Here is a 19955-nt window from a genome sequence, read left to right as displayed (position 1 = left end):
TGGTTATATGCAGTATGCTCATGGTGAATTTATTATTACACGCTGTGGTGATGCGGTGCTAACGCAAGCTTATGGGCCGTGGAACAGAGAGTGTGTAAATAGCTTTGCCAGTGAGTATCGCACGCTTTCCGAGTGCTTACATGGGAAAGCTTGGTGCGATATTGTTAGTGTTGTTGGCGAATCACTACTCATTCCTGATGCTGAAGCGCTGCTTCACGAACGTGTGGCTTCGGTAAATCCCATAGGGCTCACTCATGTGGCATTAGTGATGGGAGAGTCAAGCGTTCGAGCAACCACGCAGGCGCAACTTAAACGCGTGTATCGCGATACCAATATTGATTATATTTTTGTGGATTCCATAGAAGATGCTGTTGATTGGTTGTCTTCAAAAGGATTTTCCGTCGATAAAGATGGCATCGATTTGCATCGTGAGAAAGTAGCAATGAAGCTGTAGATAAAACTTGGTACGCATTTCGCAACGTTTCATAACATCTGTATAACATTGTTCGATGAAACGAGGCGATATTATGAATAGATCACTATTTCCTACCAGCGTTGTTACGAAAGCCTTCACTTGGGCATACCAGGAACTCGGTTTAAATATCAAGCAAGCTTCTGAAATATTGGGTATTTCTCCATCTTCTTTGGCGCAGACTACGCTACTTGGGTTTGAGAGTGGCACATCAGAGTACAGAAAGCAGCTCGCTTTTATTCGTATGTATCATTTACTCATTTCATTGTCAGATGGGGACAGTGAGCAAATGAAGGCGTGGTTTAGCAGTTACAATATAACGCTGGGCGCGACCCCTTTTGAAATGTGCAAAGCGTATGACGGCATTGAGAGAGTCGCCGATCAGCTTCGCAAACTGAAGCAGTCGACTTGTGGTCGAGAGCGCACACTCGCCGTTGTTGAGTTTTCTCATAAAGAGCACGTTGAAAAGACAGGTGCAAGGCTTCACTAAGCCACTTACTTAAGCGCTTTCGTCAATCGATATTATAAAGTCTGCGCACGCTTGCACCTGAGTAACGGGGATCATGTGGCCAGCGCCAGAAATAATTTTGTGTACCGCACTTCCTATTGCCTTTGTTACCGCGGTGATGTGCTCGTCGGGCCTCAAGATAGTATCTTTTTCACCATACAATACCCCAACAGGGCATTGAATATCTTCATAACGAGTTTGCTGACGGTGCAGACTGCCCTGCGCAGATACTGTATCTCTGCTACCTTCATAAAAGCTTCGAGAGTGAAGCGCTAATAAACCACCGCCTTCAGTTGAAAAGGACGGGGGGACAGGTTCGGGGTGAAAAATTTGTGCGACTTGTTTTCGACCTAACTTTGCACGCAGTGGACTGGCAATGGTTTTTGCAACACTGCTGCGTACCCATTCATTGGGTATGTAAAGCACCGAAAGAGGCCCGGCACCACCTTTTAGTGGTGTAGTTAACGGGCATAGAAGCGAAACCGATTTTATTTTGTCAGGTGCATCGATTGCCATCCTCAGTGCAATTCCTCCTCCCATTGAATGCCCAGCGATGCTCGCACTACCTATTCCCTCTTTTTGCATCCACTCGAGTATCATTTTACTTTGCTGTTCGAAGCTGGCGGATGTGCTTTTATAGCGGCTCGAAAATCCGCTGCCTGGACGATCAATGGTATAGACCGTGTAGCGGGAAGCGAGGGTTTTTGCTAATTCGCTAAAATTGTTACTATTGCCAAGTAAACCATGAATCAGCACAAGCGCCGGACCGTTTCCTTGCTTTTGCCAGTGAATAATTCCACCATCAACAGGCGTAAGTTTTCCTGATGGTGTGAATGAAGCTTCGATATTGCTGTCCATTTTGGCGGTAAACCAAATAAGCGCTACAACGATACAAATAATGATGAGCAATGCGATGATCATGTTTTATGTCCAAAATAAGGATAAAAAACAACCTATCGGTTAACGCAAAAATGGTCAAGTAAGCAGTAGTGATAGTGACCTATAGATGTAGAGCCGCTAGTGCTGCAACGTTAACGTGGTTACGCCATGACGTATTAGGATTTGAGATGGAATTAATAATAACCCCTTCTATCGCGATAGATGAAAGCGAAGCTGAATTGCAAGCTATTCGAGCACAAGGTAGCGGTGGGCAGAATGTGAACAAAGTAAGTAGCGCCATACATTTACGCTTCGACATAAATGGATCATCGCTGCCTGAAAAGCTGAAAGAAAAGCTACTTCAGCTTAAAGATAGTCGCGTAACCAACGACGGTGTTTTTGTGCTTAAAGCGCAAAATTATCGAACGCAAGAACAAAACAGAGAAGATGCGCTAGCGCGACTTGTTGCGTGGATAAAGGCTGCGACAATTGAACAAAAACCGCGCATAAAAACAAAGGTGAGCCGTGCGGCAAAAGCACGTCGTGTAGATGTAAAAAAACAACAAGGTGCTAAAAAATCTATGCGTAAGAAAGTGGAATTTTAAACAAAACTAATCTAAAGTATAAAGCCTTATAGATGTCATTTCGCAAGACAACGGAAAATTCTTACAATAATAAATGAATGTGTCTTGTGCTTATGCTAATTATTGGAACTTAGGGAAGCATACAAAGTGACGCGTTCGAACGTTATTCCTATGGTGTTATTTGCAGCCATAGTGGTTTCGCTTGGGATTAATACACCGCAAGCCGCAAACGAGATTATTGCTCGTTTGTTCAACAAATCTATTTCTAATACTGAACTACAGCCTTCACAGGCTGATGTTGACCGTTTTCAGTCTATTTTAACTGACAAGTCTGAGAAAGAAGTACGAGCTATTTTAGCTCAGCGTGCACTTGGTAATAAAATTACCGAGTCTGTTCTTTCAGATTTTGCCGATAAAAATGCGATAGAGCCAAATGAAAGCGAAATTCAATCTGCGTATTCTGTAATAAAATTATGGACCGTTGATTTGGACAGCGATGGCGCCTATCAAGATGAAGAGCTAGAGCGTTATCGTTTGGCAATGGCGGAAGGCATGGCAAAAAGCTGGAAAGTATCGAAAGCCCTTTACGAAGCGTACGGCGGAGATGTGGTTTTTCAACAGGATAACCCGTTAACACCAGTAGGAGCTTATCAAAAACTGTTTGAACAGTATCGCGAAAAGGGTGAGTTTGTTATTTACGACCCTGCTTTCAAAGCTGCGTTTTGGAGTTCAGTTAAAATGAAATATGCCAAAACTTACGACCCAGATAATATAGATTTTTCACTTCCCTGGTGGGAAAAGAGCATGACTGCTTCAGAAAAATAGTTCGAAAAGCCCTGTTTTTACAGGGCTTTTTTAATTCTTTTAAAAAAATCAAACTCAGTGCGGAATAAAAACTTTTCTTCAATCGTTATCTCAGTGTCCTTTATGAAAAACGGAGATAAACGGATGAAAAAGTTAAATACTGCAATTGCACTGGCTTTAGGTATCGCGTCAACGTCTGTGTTGGCTCAAGAAACCACGTTCTCTGCTAACACATCAGCTAATGCGTCGACTTCTACATCACTTTCACTAACAAGCGGTGCAACTACACAGTCTGCAAATCAGGTTAATACGCAGACTTCTGCCGAAGGCGAAGCATCTACGCAGAGCCAAATGTCCACCGAGAGCTCAGCCGATACCGGTTTACAATTATCCGCAAACCAAACAAGCAACGATCTATCTGCCGATCAGGGAGTGAGTCAAGTTTCTGCAACATCAGATATGGCGAACTCGATAACTTCGCCAGTGGCAGGCGCACTGACAAGTAGTGTATCTGGGTCATTATCTGTACTGTCATCAGCGTCTGGAAATGCAGAACAAGTCGATGGAGCAGAAAGTGAAGCAGAAAGTACAGCGCAGACAGCGCCAAGCTTGGCATTGAACCAAATCGGTTCACTAGCAAACAATGGCGCGGAAAATACCGCAGGAGGTTCGCTAGCTGGCAGTGTAAGTGGTGCACTAAACAATACTGCAGAAACAGCAGCAGGTAGTACCTTATCGAACACGGCTGCAGGCACCATCGAAAGTGCGGTAAACGGCGGCGTAGCCAATACAGCAGCCAGCACCGTAGCAAGCTCAGTGACCAGTTCTGTAACCGGAATGGTTGGCACCGCTGTCGAAGGAACAATTATTGACACGGTAGGAAATACGGTAGAAGGCACGGTAGAAAGCACGGTAGCAAGTACGGTGGATAGCTCTGTAGAAGGCGCAGTTTCAAATACAGTCGAGCAAACTGTGTCAGCAACAGTCGCAAATACGGTAGGAAATACGGTAGGAAATACGGTAGGAAATACGGTAGAAGGTACGGTAGAAGGCACGGTAGCAAATACGGTGGATAGCACCGTAGCAAGCACCGTAAATAATACCGTGGCGAGTTCGGTTGAAAGCGCCGTAACAAGCACTGTAAACGACAACGTAGCTTCAAGTATTTCAGGTGCGCTTGGCCTTTAATATAAAGGCCTAAACCATTAGGTGGGCGTAGAGCAATCTTGAGCTAGCACGTTAAATAGCCACCTTAAAGTCTGAGTGCGGCTTGTCTAAATAGAAAGGCAAGCCGCTATTTAAGGTCTAGGCTGCAGGTGCGAATACACTGCCTCGCTATCGTGCATTCCTTAAAGCGAGCACCTCAAGTCAAATCTCACGTCTCTCCTTAAAAACAGCAATCGCTAAGTTTCACTTTCTCTGTGGTAGGTAACAACAATGAATACGCAAATACTTCAACACTCATCAACAACAAACAACCTTATTCGTGGCGGCCGCAAATGCCTATTGCCGTCCGTGGCAGCTGTTTTACTCGGTAGTAGCGCTGCTAATGCGGGCTCTGACAGTCACTCGCACAATGATGAAGATGCGAATCATACAAACGCAAAACACCAAACGATTTCATTCTCAGGGTCTGGCTATTTAGGGTACCGCTCTGATAGCAATGTGAGCGTTAGCGAGCTCGATACGAATTCAGATGTGGCCGACGACGCGGTACAGTCAGAAGCTCAGCTAAAGGTGCTGGTGAAGCCCACAGCGAAATGGGAAAATGTACTGTCGGTAAGTCAGGCGAATACCAACTATCAAACGCTAAGCGAGTTCGATCTTGGCCTTACCACACTGTCCGCTAGCACCAGCTATGCGTTTGACTTCGCCAAACTAGGAGCGCACTACTATCACGCTAGCGCTGAGCTAGACGGGCGTGACTTCCTCACCTATCAACAGTCTGGATTATCTGTCGGAAAATTGTTGGGGCAGCGCACTTACTTGCGTGTTAGTAGCGACCTTATCGATAAACAATTCGAGAACACGCCTGAAGGTGCGCCAATTCGAGATAGTGAAGCAGCTGCTGTGCGCAGTGACCTATTTTACTTCTTCGAAGGGGAAGACTTCTTCCAAATCGCACTTAAGTATCAAAATGAAGATGCCCAAAATAATGTGTTCGATTACACCAGTATTGGGATGGATCTAGCGTACACCTATCCTCTAGCGGTGTTTAGTAAACCCTTGAAGCTTACGGTTGCCTATCAATTAGATGTAAGAGATTACGCCTCAGAACAAGATGGAGGTATAGGCAGGGAAGACGACAGACACGTTGTTGAGATGAGTGCCGATTACGCCATTCACAACAATGTTGATATTAAACTGTCTACGCAATATGGAGACTTTGCTTCTAGTGTCGATGGCGCAAATTATCAAGAAACCATTGCTGAGTTAGGCATTAACGTTCATTTTTAGTGGGCGTTAATATAAATTCTATAATGAACAGCACGCTTAATTTAAGGCAGCACACCAAAACCGAATACGCTGTCTCGTCCGGGAGCCCCTGCATCTAAAGCTAGCTGCTGAAGTTTCAACAAGGCAGCGTTCCTTTCTTGTTTTTCGCGCAAAAAGCATGCATACAAAGCGGTGGCGCGCGGTGAAGCCATAGAGGTTCCCGTTTGCCTGATCGTTTTTCCATTAGGATGTGCGGCATTTACCGACACGCCAAACGCAGCAAAATCAACGTAATCCCCTTGGTTTGCCCACCGGTAAATTACATTAGATTTATCAACGGCCGTAATGCCCAATGTTTCTGTATAAGCCGCGGGGTACAAGGGTAAAGAGGCTGGCCCCTCGTTGCCCACCGCAGCAATGATTTGAATACCGCTCTTATCCAATTGATTTATAACCCGCGCTAAAATAGGGTTGTCGGGACCTGCAAGACTCATGTTTATGGCGTCTACCTGCTGTGATGCAAGATAGTTTAAACCTTCAATTAACGACATCAGCGTAGCGCCTTGGCTAACACTATTACGCGAATAAAACACACTGGCGTTAAACACCTGGCTAGACTTTGGCAACGACGCCGCCAATAGGCTGGCTACTGCGGTACCGTGGTCTGACGAAAAGGCAACGTCAGTTTCGCTGCCCGCATTGCCATCTTGCTCCTGATTCCTATCTTGATTATGACCAACAATAAAAGACGCTTGCGTTAGATTAACGTGTGAGAGCAGTGGGTGATTGGACGCTACATGAGTATCAACCATTCCAATGCGCAGTGGGGTTGGACAGGTTTCCAGCTTTTCACTGCTTATCTCTTGAAAAGACCCGTTCGAAGTGGGCTTGGTCTGTGATAAATAAATATGATTTCGACCAATTTGAGACTGCAAATTATGGGGCAAACTGTTGCGAATAGACGACACATCATCCTCATCTCCTGTGACTTTAACTTTAAAAAGCCACTGAGAGAGCGCGGGCAAAAACTGAGCTTTTTGTATTTCAATATTGGCACCTTGAAAGTGTACTTTGTCGGCTTCTTCTCCTAGGAATAGCCACTCTTTTTCGACAGCCAGAAAGCCACTTTCAACCGCTACTTCATTAACAACTACCTGGCCTGAAGTCGATAAAATAGTGGTTGCTGCAGGAGCGATAAATTGGGGGGCAGGAATGTCGCTTAGTACGCCCGACGCCACTGTTGATAAGTCTCTGGTGCCTTCGATAGATGATTGTGCTTTTCGTCTTGCTTCCTCGCGAATGGCCTTTAGGTCGGAGGAGGTTCTATCAATTATCGGACGCACAGGAGACACCACTTGATTCAATGTTCCTGCTAGTTGGGCTTGTGATATTGGTGCCGCAATCAAACTCAAAATCGCCACAATGAGTGTGTACTTCATTTTACTACCTTTACGTTAACGTTGGGGCAGATCGGTGCCTAAAGAAGGAATGGCATAAATTGTGCCATAGCCTCTATTAGAAGCCTGTGGTTCATTGTGCACAAACGTTGTTCTAAATGTGCGTTAAGGGCGAACAGGCATTTACCACTACCTTACAGTGTAGTGACGATTAGACAGAAGAAAAATTCCAATGCGACCCTTTAGACTGTTAAACATTCGCCTTGTCTAGATGGCTCATAGACCGGTGCAATACAGTGCAGCAAAAAAATAGGTCGTAGTACGTGGAATAAAAACAAAAGTGGCTCGTTAACAGGGTAGAGATAACGGGAAACCTCACAAAGGTACATGAAAATGAAAGATGAGTTGACTGAACTCGTCCCGTCATTGCGAAAGTTTGCATATTCGTTGACGGGTAACATGCATGATGCTGATGATTTACTTCAGAACACGCTTGAACGGCTATTGAGTAAACCGCTTCCTGAGCAAGTTACATTAATGGCTTGGGCATTTAGAGTGTGCCGCAACTGTTGGATAGACGATTACAGAGCGAAGAAAGTTAGAACCAATGCGACTGATGCCCTTTCCTATGAAGCGCAATCGGCGAATAGCTGCAATGACATAGATGACGCTATAACGCAGACAATTACGCTTAAACAAGTCTCAAGCGCTATGGATGAGTTACCCTGTGAGCAAAGAGAAACCCTTTCTTTGGTTGCTGTACAAGGGATGAGTTACGCGGATGCTTCTGAAGTGTTGCAGGTACCGACGGGCACTATTATGAGCCGTCTTGCCAGAGCGAGAGCAAAAATATCAAACTTACTAAATGGTCAAAACGAGGTGCTATCGTGATCTTAACTGACGAAAAACTCTCAGCATTTTTAGATGGAGAGTTAGATACCGCTGAGATGGATCTGGTTCGTGAAGCGATAGCGCACGATGTTACCGTTTCTGACCGACTCGCCGCACTTGCAGAAGTGGATAGAGTTGTGAAGGTGGCTGCAGAAAAAGCGACAGCAGTGGCGCTGCCTAAAGAAATCGTGGCACTTTTGAGTGATGAAAAACCGTTAAGCCAGGCAAACGGCGTACAGGCATCTGATGCAAGCTTAGCCAGCGCAAGCGCTGCAAATCAAAGCTCCGTAAATCAAAGCTCTGCGGAAAACGTTAAGCCGTTTCCAAAGAAAGCGAATTCAACTAATAGTGCGCCACATAAACAAACGAAGTGGAAGGGGCCTTTTGCAATAGCTGCGAGTGTGGCGGTATTAGCGGGCTTAGTGTTCTTTAATCAACAGGGCGCTGAAACAACGCAGCCTTCTCATTGGGCGAGAGTATCATCGGTACTCGACAGTAACCTAACTGGCGAAGCAACAACCTTTGATTCAGGCGTGACGGTTACGCCACAGTTGTCTTTCGTAAATACGGAGTTTAACTACTGTAGACAGGCTGAAGTCGCATCGAAAGATGAACTAAATGTAATGATTGCTTGTAAAGATAAGCAAGGTGCGTGGCAGCTTGCCGCTAGCAAATTGGACGAGCTAGGTGAGAATGCAGGTCAATATCAAACCGCCACTAGCGCTAAAGTAATGGAAGAAGAGTTAGACAAGATGATGGCGTCTGCGCCATTAAACCGAGAGCAAGAGAAAAACGCAATTGAAGCAACTTGGCTAGCTGATAAGGCCGAAGGAGTAAATGATGAAAACTAAAATTATGTTAGTACTTGCGGTATTAATTATGGCGGGCTGCGCCAGTCAACCCGATTATAGACAGGCCAAAAAAGGCGGCTTTGGCTACACGGAAAGTAAGTTGAGTGATACCCAATATCGCGTGCATTTCAAAGCGAAGGGGTCTGATAAAGGCAAGGCGATGGATTACGCCATGCTCCGTGCTGCCGAGCTTACGTTATTAGAAGGTTACGACTGGTTTGTAGTGACTGGCCGAGAGACCTTAGTAGATAAAGAGACCGTGCAAACCACACCTACCGCAGGCTTTAGCCAGCGATATGCACGGGTTACCGAATGCGGTGTGCTCACTTGCAGAACGTCCTACCACCCTACTACCCAATTCGAAACGGGTGTATTTGTAGGGGGCTCTCAGCAAAGTGAGATCGAAAGTATCTTGAGCATTGAGATAGGCAAAGGTACGCGTCCAACGTCGGCAACGAGCTTTGACGCAAGGGAAGTTCGCGATAACTTACAGCCTAAGACGGAAGAGTGATAAAAAATCAAAGGGCATAACCTCCCTTGACTTTGACACAAATAAAAAGGGCCGCTGCATTATGCAGCGGCCCTTTTAGTTGCAGTAAAGATTAACAATACAGTGATACCAGATTGTTATACTGCCAGTGTCTTAATTCATATATTGAAGACGGCGATTAATTAAAATAACCATCGACCTCTTTTTCAGCTTCGTCACGGCTTTTGCCATAAGCTTGTTGAATCTTACCTACTAGTTCTTCACGTCGACCGTCAATTACATCTAGGTCGTCATCGGTAAGTTTGCCCCACTTTTGCTGCACCTTACCTTTCATTTCTTTCCAATTACCTTCAATACGATCACTGTTCATAACTTGCTCTCCTTATCCAAACAATTGGTTGAAAAAACTGGCGGAATAATTGGCCAGTTATTTTCTTAGCAGCAAATGCTGTTCCATTTTGTAGGTGTATGAAAGTATTGAATTTATTGTTTATGAAAATTCTACCGTACAGTTGGTTTTTATGCAGAATTTACAAGTTCTTGCAAAGCCTACAGGAAGCATAATCATCAACTAAGCCAATGTTTTAGCATACGCTTCACTGTCCTGCCTTTTTTCTATTTTATGTTGATCTTCGCTGCGGCCTTTCTTCCAGTAGCTACTAATATAAATATTCTCGTGCGCCACGGATTTTTCGTCCTTGAGCCATGCCCGAATCGCCCGCATATCAGAAAATTCACACGCCACCCAAACTGTGGGGGTTCCGTCGAGCCAAGTTAACTGGTCAAGGCGGGAAGGTAAAGATTGCTCATGTTCCCATATCACCGTTACTCCTTCGGGCTTCTTAAGTGTAACCGCATCCTTTTCGTCTTCAATTTTAATCACGGCGTAGCCTTTGGTTTGCACAGGAAGCTCGGCGAGGTGATTTCTAATACTAGGAAGCGCTGTCATGTCGCCAGCCAACAGTATCCAATCATATTGCTCGCTGAGTCCCTTACTAGAACCGGGCCCTGCGAGCGTGATGATGTCGCCAGGCTTTGTACTTGTCGCCCATGCCGACGCAGGGCCAGTTTTACCACCATCGGCATGGATAACCATATCCAGAATCATTTCAGGCTTCTCTGCGTCAAAGTGCGCAACCGTATAGGTGCGCATTGCCACTTGGCTCGTATCTGTGGGGCGTTTCAGCGGGTTTCCTTCTAGGTCGAACATAAGTTTGATGTACGCACCTGCAGTAACCGAGGGAAAGGTAAGAAGGTCTTCCCCACTAAGGTGTACACGCTGCATATTTGGGGTAATTCGGACTGATTGGGTGACAATAGCTCTGCGAGGTTGCGGTTTAGACATTAGCTTACTCCTGTGATCTTGAGTAGTCATTCTATTTGGAAATAATTCTCATTTCTATTTCTAAAGGTGAAATGATCAGGATTGTTTAGTTCTATTTTTTAGATTAACTGACCGGTCTTGAGAGAAACTAATACAAATAAAATAGATAGGTGTACGTTGGATTAGTACTATAACAATAAGCGAGGAATACGCACTGGAAAAGGAAAGATTAGAGCAAAAGAAAAGGGGCTAAAAAGCCCCTTAAAAAACCACAACATAACTTGGAAAACACATTTACACACCACAAAGACGCACACTCAACGACTTCATGTATAAGTTAAGATAGCCTAATTATAGAAAGGTTCCGCTTTTTTAAAAATAAAAGGTAAAAAAATAGATACCTTTGAAATAGGCGTATTCCTGTCACCTGTCAGGCTGACATTAATTCGCTAAGGCCTGTTTAGCTTTGATGACGAATTGGGCCAAATGTATAGCAACGGTTAACAGGCCCTAGCCAACGTGTCTAATTCTTTTCAATGTTATGTAGACGACGCACGTGGTTGCTGCGATTAGCACTGACGCTATAGCGAACGGAAGCGCGATATCCAGTTGGTAAATGAAAGCTGCCAGTGGCGGACCTATTACGTAGCCCATGGCAGTAGTCGCTGTAATTAACCCAGTGATAGTGGCTTGTTGAGAGGGGGCGCAGTAGGTCGTTGCTGCAGCTGCCAAAGATGGGTAGGCCATTCCCATACCTAAACCCATTAATGTCATGGCCGCATAAAGCATAAATAACGAATGTTGAAGAAAGAGCAGCAAGTAGGCTAAGCCCAATAGCGGAAGCGCGATAGTGATCATCGCTTCTTTGCTTATTCGGCCTTTTTGTACCCACCCAAATTGGGCTGTAAGAGACGCGGCAGCACTGACCATCATCGCGAAACCCACTTGCCGAGCAGCGTCTACGGGTGAATAGTCGTAAAAATCGATAAAAAAGAAACCCAGTGATTGCTGCATCATAGCCATTGCGCAAAATACACAAATACATGCAGCGACGAATACATAAGGTACTTTGCTAGGCGCTTGGTTATTGTCGCTAGTCTGCTGAGCGTTTTTTTGCTGAGACATAGGCGGCAGAACAGGTAGCTTAAAATATACCAATGTAAGCGCCAGCAAGGTTAGCAAAACGATGCTGTACAACGGTGCTAATAAGCCAAAACCGACTAAAAGCCCAGCGTAGGCGGGCCCCACAATTTGCCCTACGTTGCTTGCAGAGGTGACTTTGCTGATTGCACTTACTCGACTTTGGGGCGTACTGATGGCGACGGCGTAACCTACCGCAGAAGGCGGAGTTGCAGACATAATGGTTGATTGCAGACTTCGGCTTATCAACAATGCCAAAAACAAATTGGTGCCGCTTATAATGCCAGAAAATCCTGCCATCCATGCACTAGCGAAGGCAAATGTGCCCAAGCTATAACCCGACAGACCAACCATTAAAATACGTTTAAAGCCCGCACGCTTAGCGACTTTGCTCCACACATTCGTACCGAACGCAAAGATAAGTGCAGAGCTAGACATAATAGTGGCAATGTGGAATTCAGAAAGGTTCGCCTGTCGCCCCATAGAAGGGAGTGTGGTAAGCATTACGCTTTGGCCAACAGACGTAGCGAGCAACGCACAAAAAAGAACTCTAAAAACGATAGTAGATGCAGACGGCGAAAGCACGCAGGTAGCCCTTTTGTTAGGCGATAAAGAATCAACGCAATTTTATCACAAATGAAGATAAAAAAATGCCCGCCAAAGGCGGGCCAAAATCAGAGGTATGTAAAGGCCGGGATGGGCCTTTGAGGGGAGAGGGTAGTCGTCGGATGACAACTCACTAATAACATCGACGACATTACCAGTGTCCTCACTATGGTCTCGCTGAAGCAACACACACGTACATTCAACGAATCCAAATTGGGTCAACAATCCCTTGCTGCACGAGACATCACTGTCGGTGCTTGCGATGTAGGTACTCAGAGCTTGTTTGCAATCCTTATGAAACAAGTGCCTTGCATCCTGCGAGTTTAATTAGGTTGTCTTTTACCTAACCTCATCATCGACCAGCAATTTAACGAATCTTCTACAGGCATCCATTAGCTACAATACTGACACATCCGTTTTTCCTTGGTGACACACTCCATGCACTTCCCATGTCGTCACCTTCAGTATTTGTCATCTACGCAATTTGGCCTCTCCGTCGCTAAAGCTATCCTAGCTACAAACTGCGTTCTGTATTTATCCGTTAGTCTAATGTATGCGTGATCTGTGCCAAACCTTAAATTCAATTTAGAATAATTTTAACTTACTGATTTTTAAAGATTATTTTTATTTTTGGACAGCGGGTAGCTCGTATTTGAAAAACTAAGGTTGAGTAGGTATGTAGTTTTTTCTCGGTGGTGTGTAGCGTTTTACAAACACTTTTCTTTTCTCTGTGTTACTCGTCGCATTGCTCTTGATCTTTTCTAAAAATACATTAGATTATTTATATATTAGAGTAATCTAATTTAATACTGTGTCCCATAAACGCTGTGGCCCATAAATGTACCCATTGTTTTTGCTAACGCAGGTAGGCGTTGTGAAATGTTCTGCAGATCAAAGGTCATGGTTTGTGAAAGTGGAGCGCCACTCAACACGCCAAGGAAACACAGTGGATGGAGTTAACCCAGTCGTATCACGATTAGAGGGAATCAATGTATTTCCTAGTAGGAGTTCATAGCTATGTTCACGGCAGTTATTGAAAAATTACTGTTCCTCTCTACCCGGAAAGGTAAGTGGGTTTATGCCGCTTTACTGTTGGCTGTTGTCTTTTGCGCTTATCAAATGCGGCTAATTACGATAGACACCGACCCAGAGAATATGCTTGAAGCCAATCATCCTGCCCGCGTCTTTCATAACGATGTGAAGCATACTTTTGCTATGCACGACGCGATAGTGGTGGGGGTTATAGCATCACCAGCCAATGACACAGCCACTCATAATGCTGCTTTAAGTACCAATAAAGGCATCTACACACCAAACAACCTGCAAGCAATAGACGGTGTTACCCAGCAAATATTAAACACTGAGGGGGTTATTGCTAGAGATGTCATGTCGTTCTCAACAGTGGACAATATTACTCAAGGTGACGACGGTGAGCTCAAGTTCTCTTGGATGATGTCACAAGCCCCATCATCGCAAGAGGAAGCAGATTACATTGCCAATGCTATTGCACGCCTTCCAATGTTACAGGGGAGCCTGGCTTCCTCATCACACAATGCTGCGGCTATCTATGTGCCCATTAAAGATAAAAATGAGAGCTTCCGTATTGCGGAAGACATTCGTGCCTATATTGGCGCGAATACAACAAACGAAACATTGCAGTGGCACATAACAGGACTCCCTGTTGCTGAAGATCAATTCGGCGTTGAAATGTTTATTCAAATGGCAATTTCAGCGCCAGCTGCGGGACTAATGATTTTTATCCTCCTCTTTGTCTTTTTCCGCAATTTTACGCTGATTACCGCCCCGATGGTGGTGGCAATGGCAACGGTAATTATCACAATGGGGGCGCTAATCGGCTTAGGTTTCACTGTGCACATCATGTCATCCATGATTGCCATATTTTTGATGCCTATCGCTGTTGTTGACTCGGTGCATATATTGTCTGAGTTTTCAGACCGCTATAAACCAGGTCAAAAGGCCGATCAAGTGATTACCACAGTGGTTGAACACCTATTTCAGCCGATGCTGTTTACGTCGCTGACCTCTGCGGCAGGGTTCTATTCACTTATGCTAACTCCCATTCCACCCGTACAGATTTTCGGTGCTTTCATTGGCTCAGGTATTCTGTTGGCTTTCGCTATTACGCTTACCTTTATACCTGCTTATATATCAAGAATGTCGCCAGAGGCGCTCGCAAAATTGCAGTCTGCACTGCACGCCGATGCCAATACCTCATCAATGAAAACAACATACTTACAGCGATTTGTGTACGGTATTCGCACCTTGGCGCTAAATTATAAAGGGGCATTACTCGTTGCGTTTATGGTGATTTCAGCGGTATCAGTGTGGGGTATTTTCCAAATACAAATTAACGATAATCCTGTGCGCTGGTTTAAAGAAAATCATGAAATTCGTGTAGCCGATAATGCGCTTAATAGGGAGTTTGCGGGTACGTATAACGCGTACATTGTTATTGAAGATACCCGCAAGCTGAAAAGTGCAGGTGAAATACTGCTAAGTGCAGAGTTGCCCCCTTCATTAGATGAATGGCGTGAAACAACCCTCGATACACTAAACAATGAAAATGCCGGCAATAATTTTGAGACTCTCGCATTTGCCGTCGATGATGCATTATTTGGTGATCTTGAGAGCGACGAATATGACGCTTTAAATCGATTGCTTTCAAGCATTGATGAAATTAAAGGCACAAGCAAAACGTTTCAACAGCCCGATAATGTAGCGCTGCTTTCAGACCTGCAAAATTACCTAAGCACTCAAACGCTGGTGGGTAAAACTCAGTCCCTCAGTGATGTGATTAAAGTGGTTAACCGAGAGCTGCATTCGGGCAATGACAGCGACTACGAGTTACCTAATACTCAGCCGGCGATAGCACAGACGCTCTTGCAATATCAGTCCTCTCATAGGCCTCAAGACTTGTGGCATTTCGTGACACCAGACTATCGTAAAACCTTGGTGTGGCTACAACTATCCAGTGGTGACAACCAAGATATGACCGAGGTAATTGAGTTAGTCGATAACTACTTCGCTCAACACACACTGCCTGATGGCCTGACATATCAATGGGCAGGTAAGGCATACCTAAATGTGGTGTGGCAGGACAACATGGTTGCAGGCATGTTAGACAGCTTACTTAGCGCCTTCATTATTGTTTTTGTGATGATGGTATTGCTGCTGCGCTCACTGATATTCGGTGTATTAGCCATGCTGCCCCTTACCATAACTATCACCTTTATTTACGGTGCTATTGGCATTGTAGGTAAAGATTACGATATGCCTATTGCCGTGCTTTCAGCCCTGACATTGGGTTTGTCGGTAGACTTTGCCATTCACTTTCTGGCTAGAGCCAAAGAGATTTACAAGCAAACGGGTAGCGTGAGTAAAACGTTTGATGCCATGTTTGAAGAGCCTGCTAGCGCTATTACTCGTAATGCGCTGGTCATCGCGCTTGGCTTTACGCCGCTGCTTTTAGCACCACTTGTGCCTTACATCACCGTGGGCATTTTTCTGGCAAGTATTATGTTTATTTCAGCACTCGTTACGCTGCTGGTGTTGCCAGCTGCTATGACGTTGCTTAAACGTTGGGTTTTCAAGGAGGCCTAAAATGCGTATTTCCATATTATCAGTGTTCATGTGGCGTCGACCAAAAATACGAAACCTTCGAAGCATGTTCAGGGGCCTTGTTGCGCTATTACTTATATCGGGTAATGGATTCGCTCAAGCCTTGGCAACCCAAAGCGACGAAAGCAGCAGTAGTATCGATGTTGCTGAAATCGTCAATAAGGCCGAGCAAGCAGCGTATTACGCAGGCAATGACGGGCGTTCAATGGCGAGAATGCTGATTGTAGATGAGCAAGGTCGAAAGCAAATGCGTCAGTTTACTATTCTGCGCAAAGATGTGCTGAATGAGACAGGCGCCGACACCGGCGATCAACGAATGCTGGTTTTCTTTAGCCGTCCTACTGAAGTTGAAGGTACGGTATTTCGCGTTGAAAAGCATGCGGCGCTTAATTCTGATGACGACCGTTGGTTATATTTGCCGGCTTTAGATTTAGTAAAGCGAATCGCCGCAGGCGATAAACGTACATCGTTTGTTGGTTCTCATTTCTTCTATGAAGATGTTTCAGGCCGCGCAACGGCGCAAGACAGTTTTGAGCTGCTTGAACAAACCCAAACTCATTATCGCTTAAAAGCGACGCCTAAGGACACAGCGCTCGTAGAGTTCAGCCACTATGTAGTAGAGATAGACAAAGACACTTACTTGCCCACCTTAATTAACTTTTATAAGGGTGACAATAACTACCGTCGTGTTGAAGCTGTGACCATTGAGACTATACAGGGCAACCCTACTGTGGTGAGAAGTAAAGTGACGGACCTTGCATCAGGTGGCTATACCCTTATGGAATTCAGAGGGATTGAATACGACATAGGTCTTCCAGATAGCATATTTAGTGAGCGTAGCCTACGTGTGCCACCGCAACGCTATATTAAATAACACTATTTTGAAAAAGGAATTTAGCACGGTGCGCTTGCCTAAATTACTAGCTCCATCCATATGGATAACGCTGCCTAGCCAAGCCTATGGTCTTTCTGAGCGGGTTAAAAAGCAATGGAGGGCGCACGCTTTGCTCGCGCCTGTTATTTTCACTTTTGCATTTACGGCTGTAGTTAGTCTACCGCTAAACGCCCAGACGGTGGGGGTTGAAAGCCAAAATCAGAAAGACCCGGTGAAAAGCGGTGAACAAGAACAGGAAGCTAACGCAAACGACGAGTGGGACAGCGTGTGGCCTGGGGACGACAATGTCGAATCAGGTGATGATTGGAATGACGAGTGGGATGACGAATGGGGCACTGAGAGCAAAAGTAAACTTCGTATTTCTGGCTTTGCCGAGCTCGCCGTTGGAAACCGTTTTTTCCGTGACATGGCTACCGCGTTTGGCAGTCAGAATTCACAAATGAACGAGAGTTTCCAAGCAGCTAACGCGCCATCCGTGTTAAATAACAGCACATTGCGCGACGCCAGAGTTCAACTTCGCGCAGACTATGCATTAGATAGTTCCTCCATTTCCAGTAAAGCAGACGTTTGGTATGACGGCGTAACGTCGTCGTGGGGATCACAACTTCGCGAACTGGCATGGCAAGGTAGCTTAAGCAGTATTCTACCCAGCGCTTTAGTCGGCACGGGGGACTGGGCAAATGCATTTGACATTAAAGTCGGTAAGCAAGTGCTGACCTGGGGGACAGGGGATTACTTGTTCTTAAATGATCTCTTCCCTAAAGATTATCAGTCGTTCTTTGCAGGAAGAGAAGACGAATACCTTAAAGCGCCGAGTAATGCATTAAAGGTGTCGGGCTACACGGATTTTGCCAATGTAGATTTAGTCGTCACACCTGAATTTGAGCCTGATATTGGTATTACAGGCGAAATATTTTCTTTTTACAGCCCGCAATTGGATGAAAACATTGCCCCTTCGTTTTCTGTTGAACGTGATAATCGCCCACGAGGAAGTGAGCTTGCCTTAAGGGTGTATAAATCTGTTAAGGGGATGGAGATTGCAGGCTATGGTTACACCGGTTATACAAGGCAGCCCACCGCGACAGATTCTCTTGGAAGACCGCGCTACAGTAAAATAAATGCCTATGGCGCAAGTGTTGTCGCGCCTCTGGGGCGGGGGATAGCAAATGCGGAATATGTTTTCTACAACAGCCTTGAAGACATAGATGGACGTAACGGGCAAATAGCGAATGATCAAAGTCGTTTCTTACTAGGCTATAGCCAAGAAATTGCCGCAAATCTTACCGGTGGTTTCCAGTGGTACACCGAGTACTTACACAATGCGGATGGCCTAGATAGAACAGTCTCGTCTTCTGAGCGAGTTCAAGAAAAATACCGCCATTGGGTGACGACCCGTTTAACGTGGTTAGCACTTCGTCAAACACTGACGTTAAATACTTTTCTGTTTTATTCACCCAGCGATAGCGACGGATACCTAAAGACTACAGTGGCTTATTCGCCCACCGACAAGTGGCAAGTGAGAGCGGGGGTGAATGTCTTTTCAGGTAAGGATAACTATACGTTTTGGGGGCAGTTTGAAGACGCAAGTAATGCGTTTATTGCCTATCGATTTTATTTTTAATCTCTTCCAATATCTAAGGATTACGTTATGTCTCAGGAAAAAGCATTAACCGCCTTCGCAGGGCTCATGGTGTTGTTGTCTGTATTACTAACCCATTTTGTTCATGCAAACTTTATGTGGTTTACCGTGTTTATTGGCGCAAACTTGTTCCAACAGAGCTTCACTGGCTTTTGCCCAGCAACGCTATTTTTTAAACACGTGCTTGGGCTTAAAAGTGAACGGGAGCTAGCGTAATTAACTGATGCTTCACAAATGCGCTAGCAAAGCATTTTCTATTGAGTAATTGGCGCTAAGTAACATTTTGCAAAGATAAACGCTTATTGCAATTTACTACGTTGTGATATGTTATAACGTGATTGTTAAATAGTATGTTAGGTCATCTTTGTGAAATTTTCTGTCACGCTTTCTAGCGTTAAATTCGGTTTAATTGCGGCACTATTGGTTTTATTTAGCACGTTAAACCCAACCCAAGCCGCCAATTACGAGGAAATTGACTGGGTAGCTCTTATGCCCGAGGACGATTTGAGCGCGCTTTTAAATAGGCCTGAGTTTTTAAACGATATTGCCGATGGCTCTGCCGCCGACTCTGTCGATGATTTTGCTTCAAAGCAGCTAGAAGATGAACAAGCACAGCGATACCAACAAGCGTTAGTGTCGACGCGAGTGATAGAGGCATTTGACGGGAAGGCTATCCGCATCCCTGGATTTATTGTGCCTTTAGAGCAAAACGATGAGCAAAAAGCGACGGCTTTTTTCGTCGTTCCTTATTTTGGGGCTTGCTTGCACATGCCACCACCGCCGCCAAATCAAATTTTGTATGTTGAATACAAAGAAGGCATTGCAGTTGAGAACTTGTACGACCCTTATTGGTTTGAAGGCACGGTAAAAATAGACAACCACGAAAGCGCACTAGGTACATCTGCTTATTCGTTAGTGCTAGACAGCTTCGCGCTTTACGAGGAGTAACTGATATGAAAAAAACAGTCGTTGCAGCTACCGTTTTATCAAGTCTTATAGCATTTCATAGTACTGCGTGTGAACTACACGCAGGTATGGGAAACATGCAGTTTGGCTTTCAGCACCCCATGATGCAACAGCATTTAGCGGCAGCTAAGGAGCCGCTCATTTCGCTCAATATCGACAGAAAGCGAGAAGTGGCTAAGCTTGAGGCGTCAGCCGTTCCGCTGCGATTTACCATTCCTTCGAACTACAAAGAAGTTAGCGTAGATGTGATGGCAAGTGATGGCGTAACGCTACTGTCGCCGCAGCGCTTTTCTCTGCCGTCTACAAAGGGCGAACAAGCCATTAGCTTTCAGGCACAAGAAGAAGGCACGCACGAACTTGTTCTAAAAGTCTATGCGCTTAAAAAGAATGTGCCGGTAACTTACACCCGCAAAGTCAAAATTTTAGCAAGTTAA

General features: G+C 45.0%; 20 protein-coding genes. 15 read left to right on the top strand and 5 right to left on the bottom strand.

All coding sequences use genetic code 11. The features are described from left to right. Positions 1 to 7: 7 nt before the first annotated feature. Together WA381_RS06965 and WA381_RS06960 are read left to right on the top strand one after the other, a co-directional pair. Positions 8 to 454 (top strand): hypothetical protein, encoded by a 447-nt coding sequence (locus WA381_RS06965; protein WP_014951188.1) that lies wholly within the window; start codon positions 8 to 10, stop codon positions 452 to 454. A gap of 73 nt (positions 455 to 527) precedes the next feature. Then, the gene (locus tag WA381_RS06960) at positions 528 to 962 is read left to right on the top strand and encodes a hypothetical protein (RefSeq protein WP_061096125.1); all 435 of its coding nucleotides are present in this window, start codon (positions 528 to 530) and stop codon (positions 960 to 962) included. A gap of 9 nt (positions 963 to 971) precedes the next feature. On the opposite strand, the gene WA381_RS06955 is transcribed toward WA381_RS06960, so the two are convergent. Next, on the bottom strand, positions 972 to 1901 hold the full coding sequence (locus WA381_RS06955; RefSeq protein WP_061096124.1) for an alpha/beta fold hydrolase: 930 nt from the start codon (positions 1899 to 1901) through the stop codon (positions 972 to 974). A gap of 146 nt (positions 1902 to 2047) precedes the next feature. Between WA381_RS06955 and arfB the strand changes: the two genes are divergently transcribed. The 4 genes from arfB to WA381_RS06935 all read left to right on the top strand — a co-directional run bounded on the left by arfB (position 2048) and on the right by WA381_RS06935 (position 5704). Then, positions 2048 to 2464, top strand: coding sequence for an alternative ribosome rescue aminoacyl-tRNA hydrolase ArfB (gene arfB / locus WA381_RS06950; RefSeq protein ID WP_014951185.1), 417 nt, complete (start codon positions 2048 to 2050; stop codon positions 2462 to 2464). Between the two features lie 126 nt (positions 2465 to 2590). Further along, positions 2591 to 3268 carry a hypothetical protein gene (locus WA381_RS06945; RefSeq protein ID WP_039229119.1) on the top strand — a complete coding sequence of 226 codons (678 nt, stop codon included), beginning with the start codon at positions 2591 to 2593 and terminating at the stop codon, positions 3266 to 3268. 123 nt (positions 3269 to 3391) lie between these two features. Then, on the top strand, positions 3392 to 4435 hold the full coding sequence (locus WA381_RS06940; protein WP_156087175.1) for a hypothetical protein: 1044 nt from the start codon (positions 3392 to 3394) through the stop codon (positions 4433 to 4435). A gap of 249 nt (positions 4436 to 4684) precedes the next feature. Beyond that, positions 4685 to 5704, top strand: a complete 1020-nt coding sequence (locus tag WA381_RS06935; RefSeq protein WP_156087173.1) for an outer membrane beta-barrel protein — start codon at positions 4685 to 4687, stop codon at positions 5702 to 5704. 41 nt (positions 5705 to 5745) lie between these two features. Here WA381_RS06935 and WA381_RS06930 read toward each other — a convergent pair whose 3' ends face one another. Continuing rightward, positions 5746 to 7122: a S8 family serine peptidase gene (locus WA381_RS06930; protein ID WP_156087171.1), complete on the bottom strand. Its 1377-nt coding sequence runs from the start codon at positions 7120 to 7122 to the stop codon at positions 5746 to 5748. Between the two features lie 351 nt (positions 7123 to 7473). Between WA381_RS06930 and WA381_RS06925 the strand changes: the two genes are divergently transcribed. From WA381_RS06925 to WA381_RS06915, 3 genes are read left to right on the top strand one after another with little or no spacing between them, the layout of a single operon-like run. After that, positions 7474 to 7971 (top strand): RNA polymerase sigma factor, encoded by a 498-nt coding sequence (locus WA381_RS06925; protein WP_156087169.1) that lies wholly within the window; start codon positions 7474 to 7476, stop codon positions 7969 to 7971. Continuing rightward, a complete protein-coding gene (locus WA381_RS06920; RefSeq protein WP_156087167.1) occupies positions 7968 to 8822 on the top strand; it encodes a DVU3141 family protein in 855 nt (284 codons plus the stop codon). The genes WA381_RS06925 and WA381_RS06920 overlap by 4 nt, the downstream gene beginning before the upstream one ends. Then, complete coding sequence (locus WA381_RS06915) at positions 8812 to 9333, top strand: CC0125/CC1285 family lipoprotein (protein WP_156087165.1); 522 nt, start codon at positions 8812 to 8814, stop codon at positions 9331 to 9333. The genes WA381_RS06920 and WA381_RS06915 overlap by 11 nt, the downstream gene beginning before the upstream one ends. 157 nt (positions 9334 to 9490) lie before the next feature. Here the strand turns inward: WA381_RS06915 and WA381_RS06910 are convergent, their stop codons facing one another. The 3 genes from WA381_RS06910 to WA381_RS06900 form a co-directional block, all read right to left on the bottom strand. Next, positions 9491 to 9682: a CsbD family protein gene (locus tag WA381_RS06910; protein WP_014951177.1), complete on the bottom strand. Its 192-nt coding sequence runs from the start codon at positions 9680 to 9682 to the stop codon at positions 9491 to 9493. A 201-nt stretch (positions 9683 to 9883) separates the two neighbouring features. After that, positions 9884 to 10657 carry a siderophore-interacting protein gene (locus WA381_RS06905; RefSeq protein ID WP_156087163.1) on the bottom strand — a complete coding sequence of 258 codons (774 nt, stop codon included), beginning with the start codon at positions 10655 to 10657 and terminating at the stop codon, positions 9884 to 9886. A gap of 489 nt (positions 10658 to 11146) precedes the next feature. Further along, positions 11147 to 12310, bottom strand: coding sequence for an MFS transporter (locus WA381_RS06900; protein WP_377956570.1), 1164 nt, complete (start codon positions 12308 to 12310; stop codon positions 11147 to 11149). A 1089-nt stretch (positions 12311 to 13399) separates the two neighbouring features. On the opposite strand from WA381_RS06900, the gene WA381_RS06895 reads away from it, so the two are divergent. The 6 genes from WA381_RS06895 to WA381_RS06870 all read left to right on the top strand — a co-directional run bounded on the left by WA381_RS06895 (position 13400) and on the right by WA381_RS06870 (position 19955). Next, positions 13400 to 16003: an efflux RND transporter permease subunit gene (locus WA381_RS06895; protein ID WP_156087160.1), complete on the top strand. Its 2604-nt coding sequence runs from the start codon at positions 13400 to 13402 to the stop codon at positions 16001 to 16003. A 1-nt stretch (position 16004) separates the two neighbouring features. Then, positions 16005 to 16895: an outer membrane lipoprotein-sorting protein gene (locus WA381_RS06890; RefSeq protein WP_156087157.1), complete on the top strand. Its 891-nt coding sequence runs from the start codon at positions 16005 to 16007 to the stop codon at positions 16893 to 16895. A gap of 28 nt (positions 16896 to 16923) precedes the next feature. Further along, complete coding sequence (locus tag WA381_RS06885; RefSeq protein ID WP_156087155.1) at positions 16924 to 18537, top strand: hypothetical protein; 1614 nt, start codon at positions 16924 to 16926, stop codon at positions 18535 to 18537. A gap of 27 nt (positions 18538 to 18564) precedes the next feature. Further along, positions 18565 to 18771, top strand: coding sequence for a YgaP family membrane protein (locus WA381_RS06880; RefSeq protein ID WP_110288880.1), 207 nt, complete (start codon positions 18565 to 18567; stop codon positions 18769 to 18771). A 150-nt stretch (positions 18772 to 18921) separates the two neighbouring features. Further along, positions 18922 to 19503 (top strand): DUF3299 domain-containing protein, encoded by a 582-nt coding sequence (locus WA381_RS06875; protein ID WP_014951170.1) that lies wholly within the window; start codon positions 18922 to 18924, stop codon positions 19501 to 19503. A gap of 5 nt (positions 19504 to 19508) precedes the next feature. Further along, positions 19509 to 19955 (top strand): hypothetical protein, encoded by a 447-nt coding sequence (locus WA381_RS06870; RefSeq protein ID WP_014951169.1) that lies wholly within the window; start codon positions 19509 to 19511, stop codon positions 19953 to 19955.

The organism is Alteromonas sp. CH_MED4-4 (genome assembly GCF_037029575.1).
GTDB lineage: Bacteria > Pseudomonadota > Gammaproteobacteria > Enterobacterales > Alteromonadaceae > Alteromonas > Alteromonas macleodii.
This window is presented reverse-complemented; position numbering and strand designations above follow the sequence as displayed.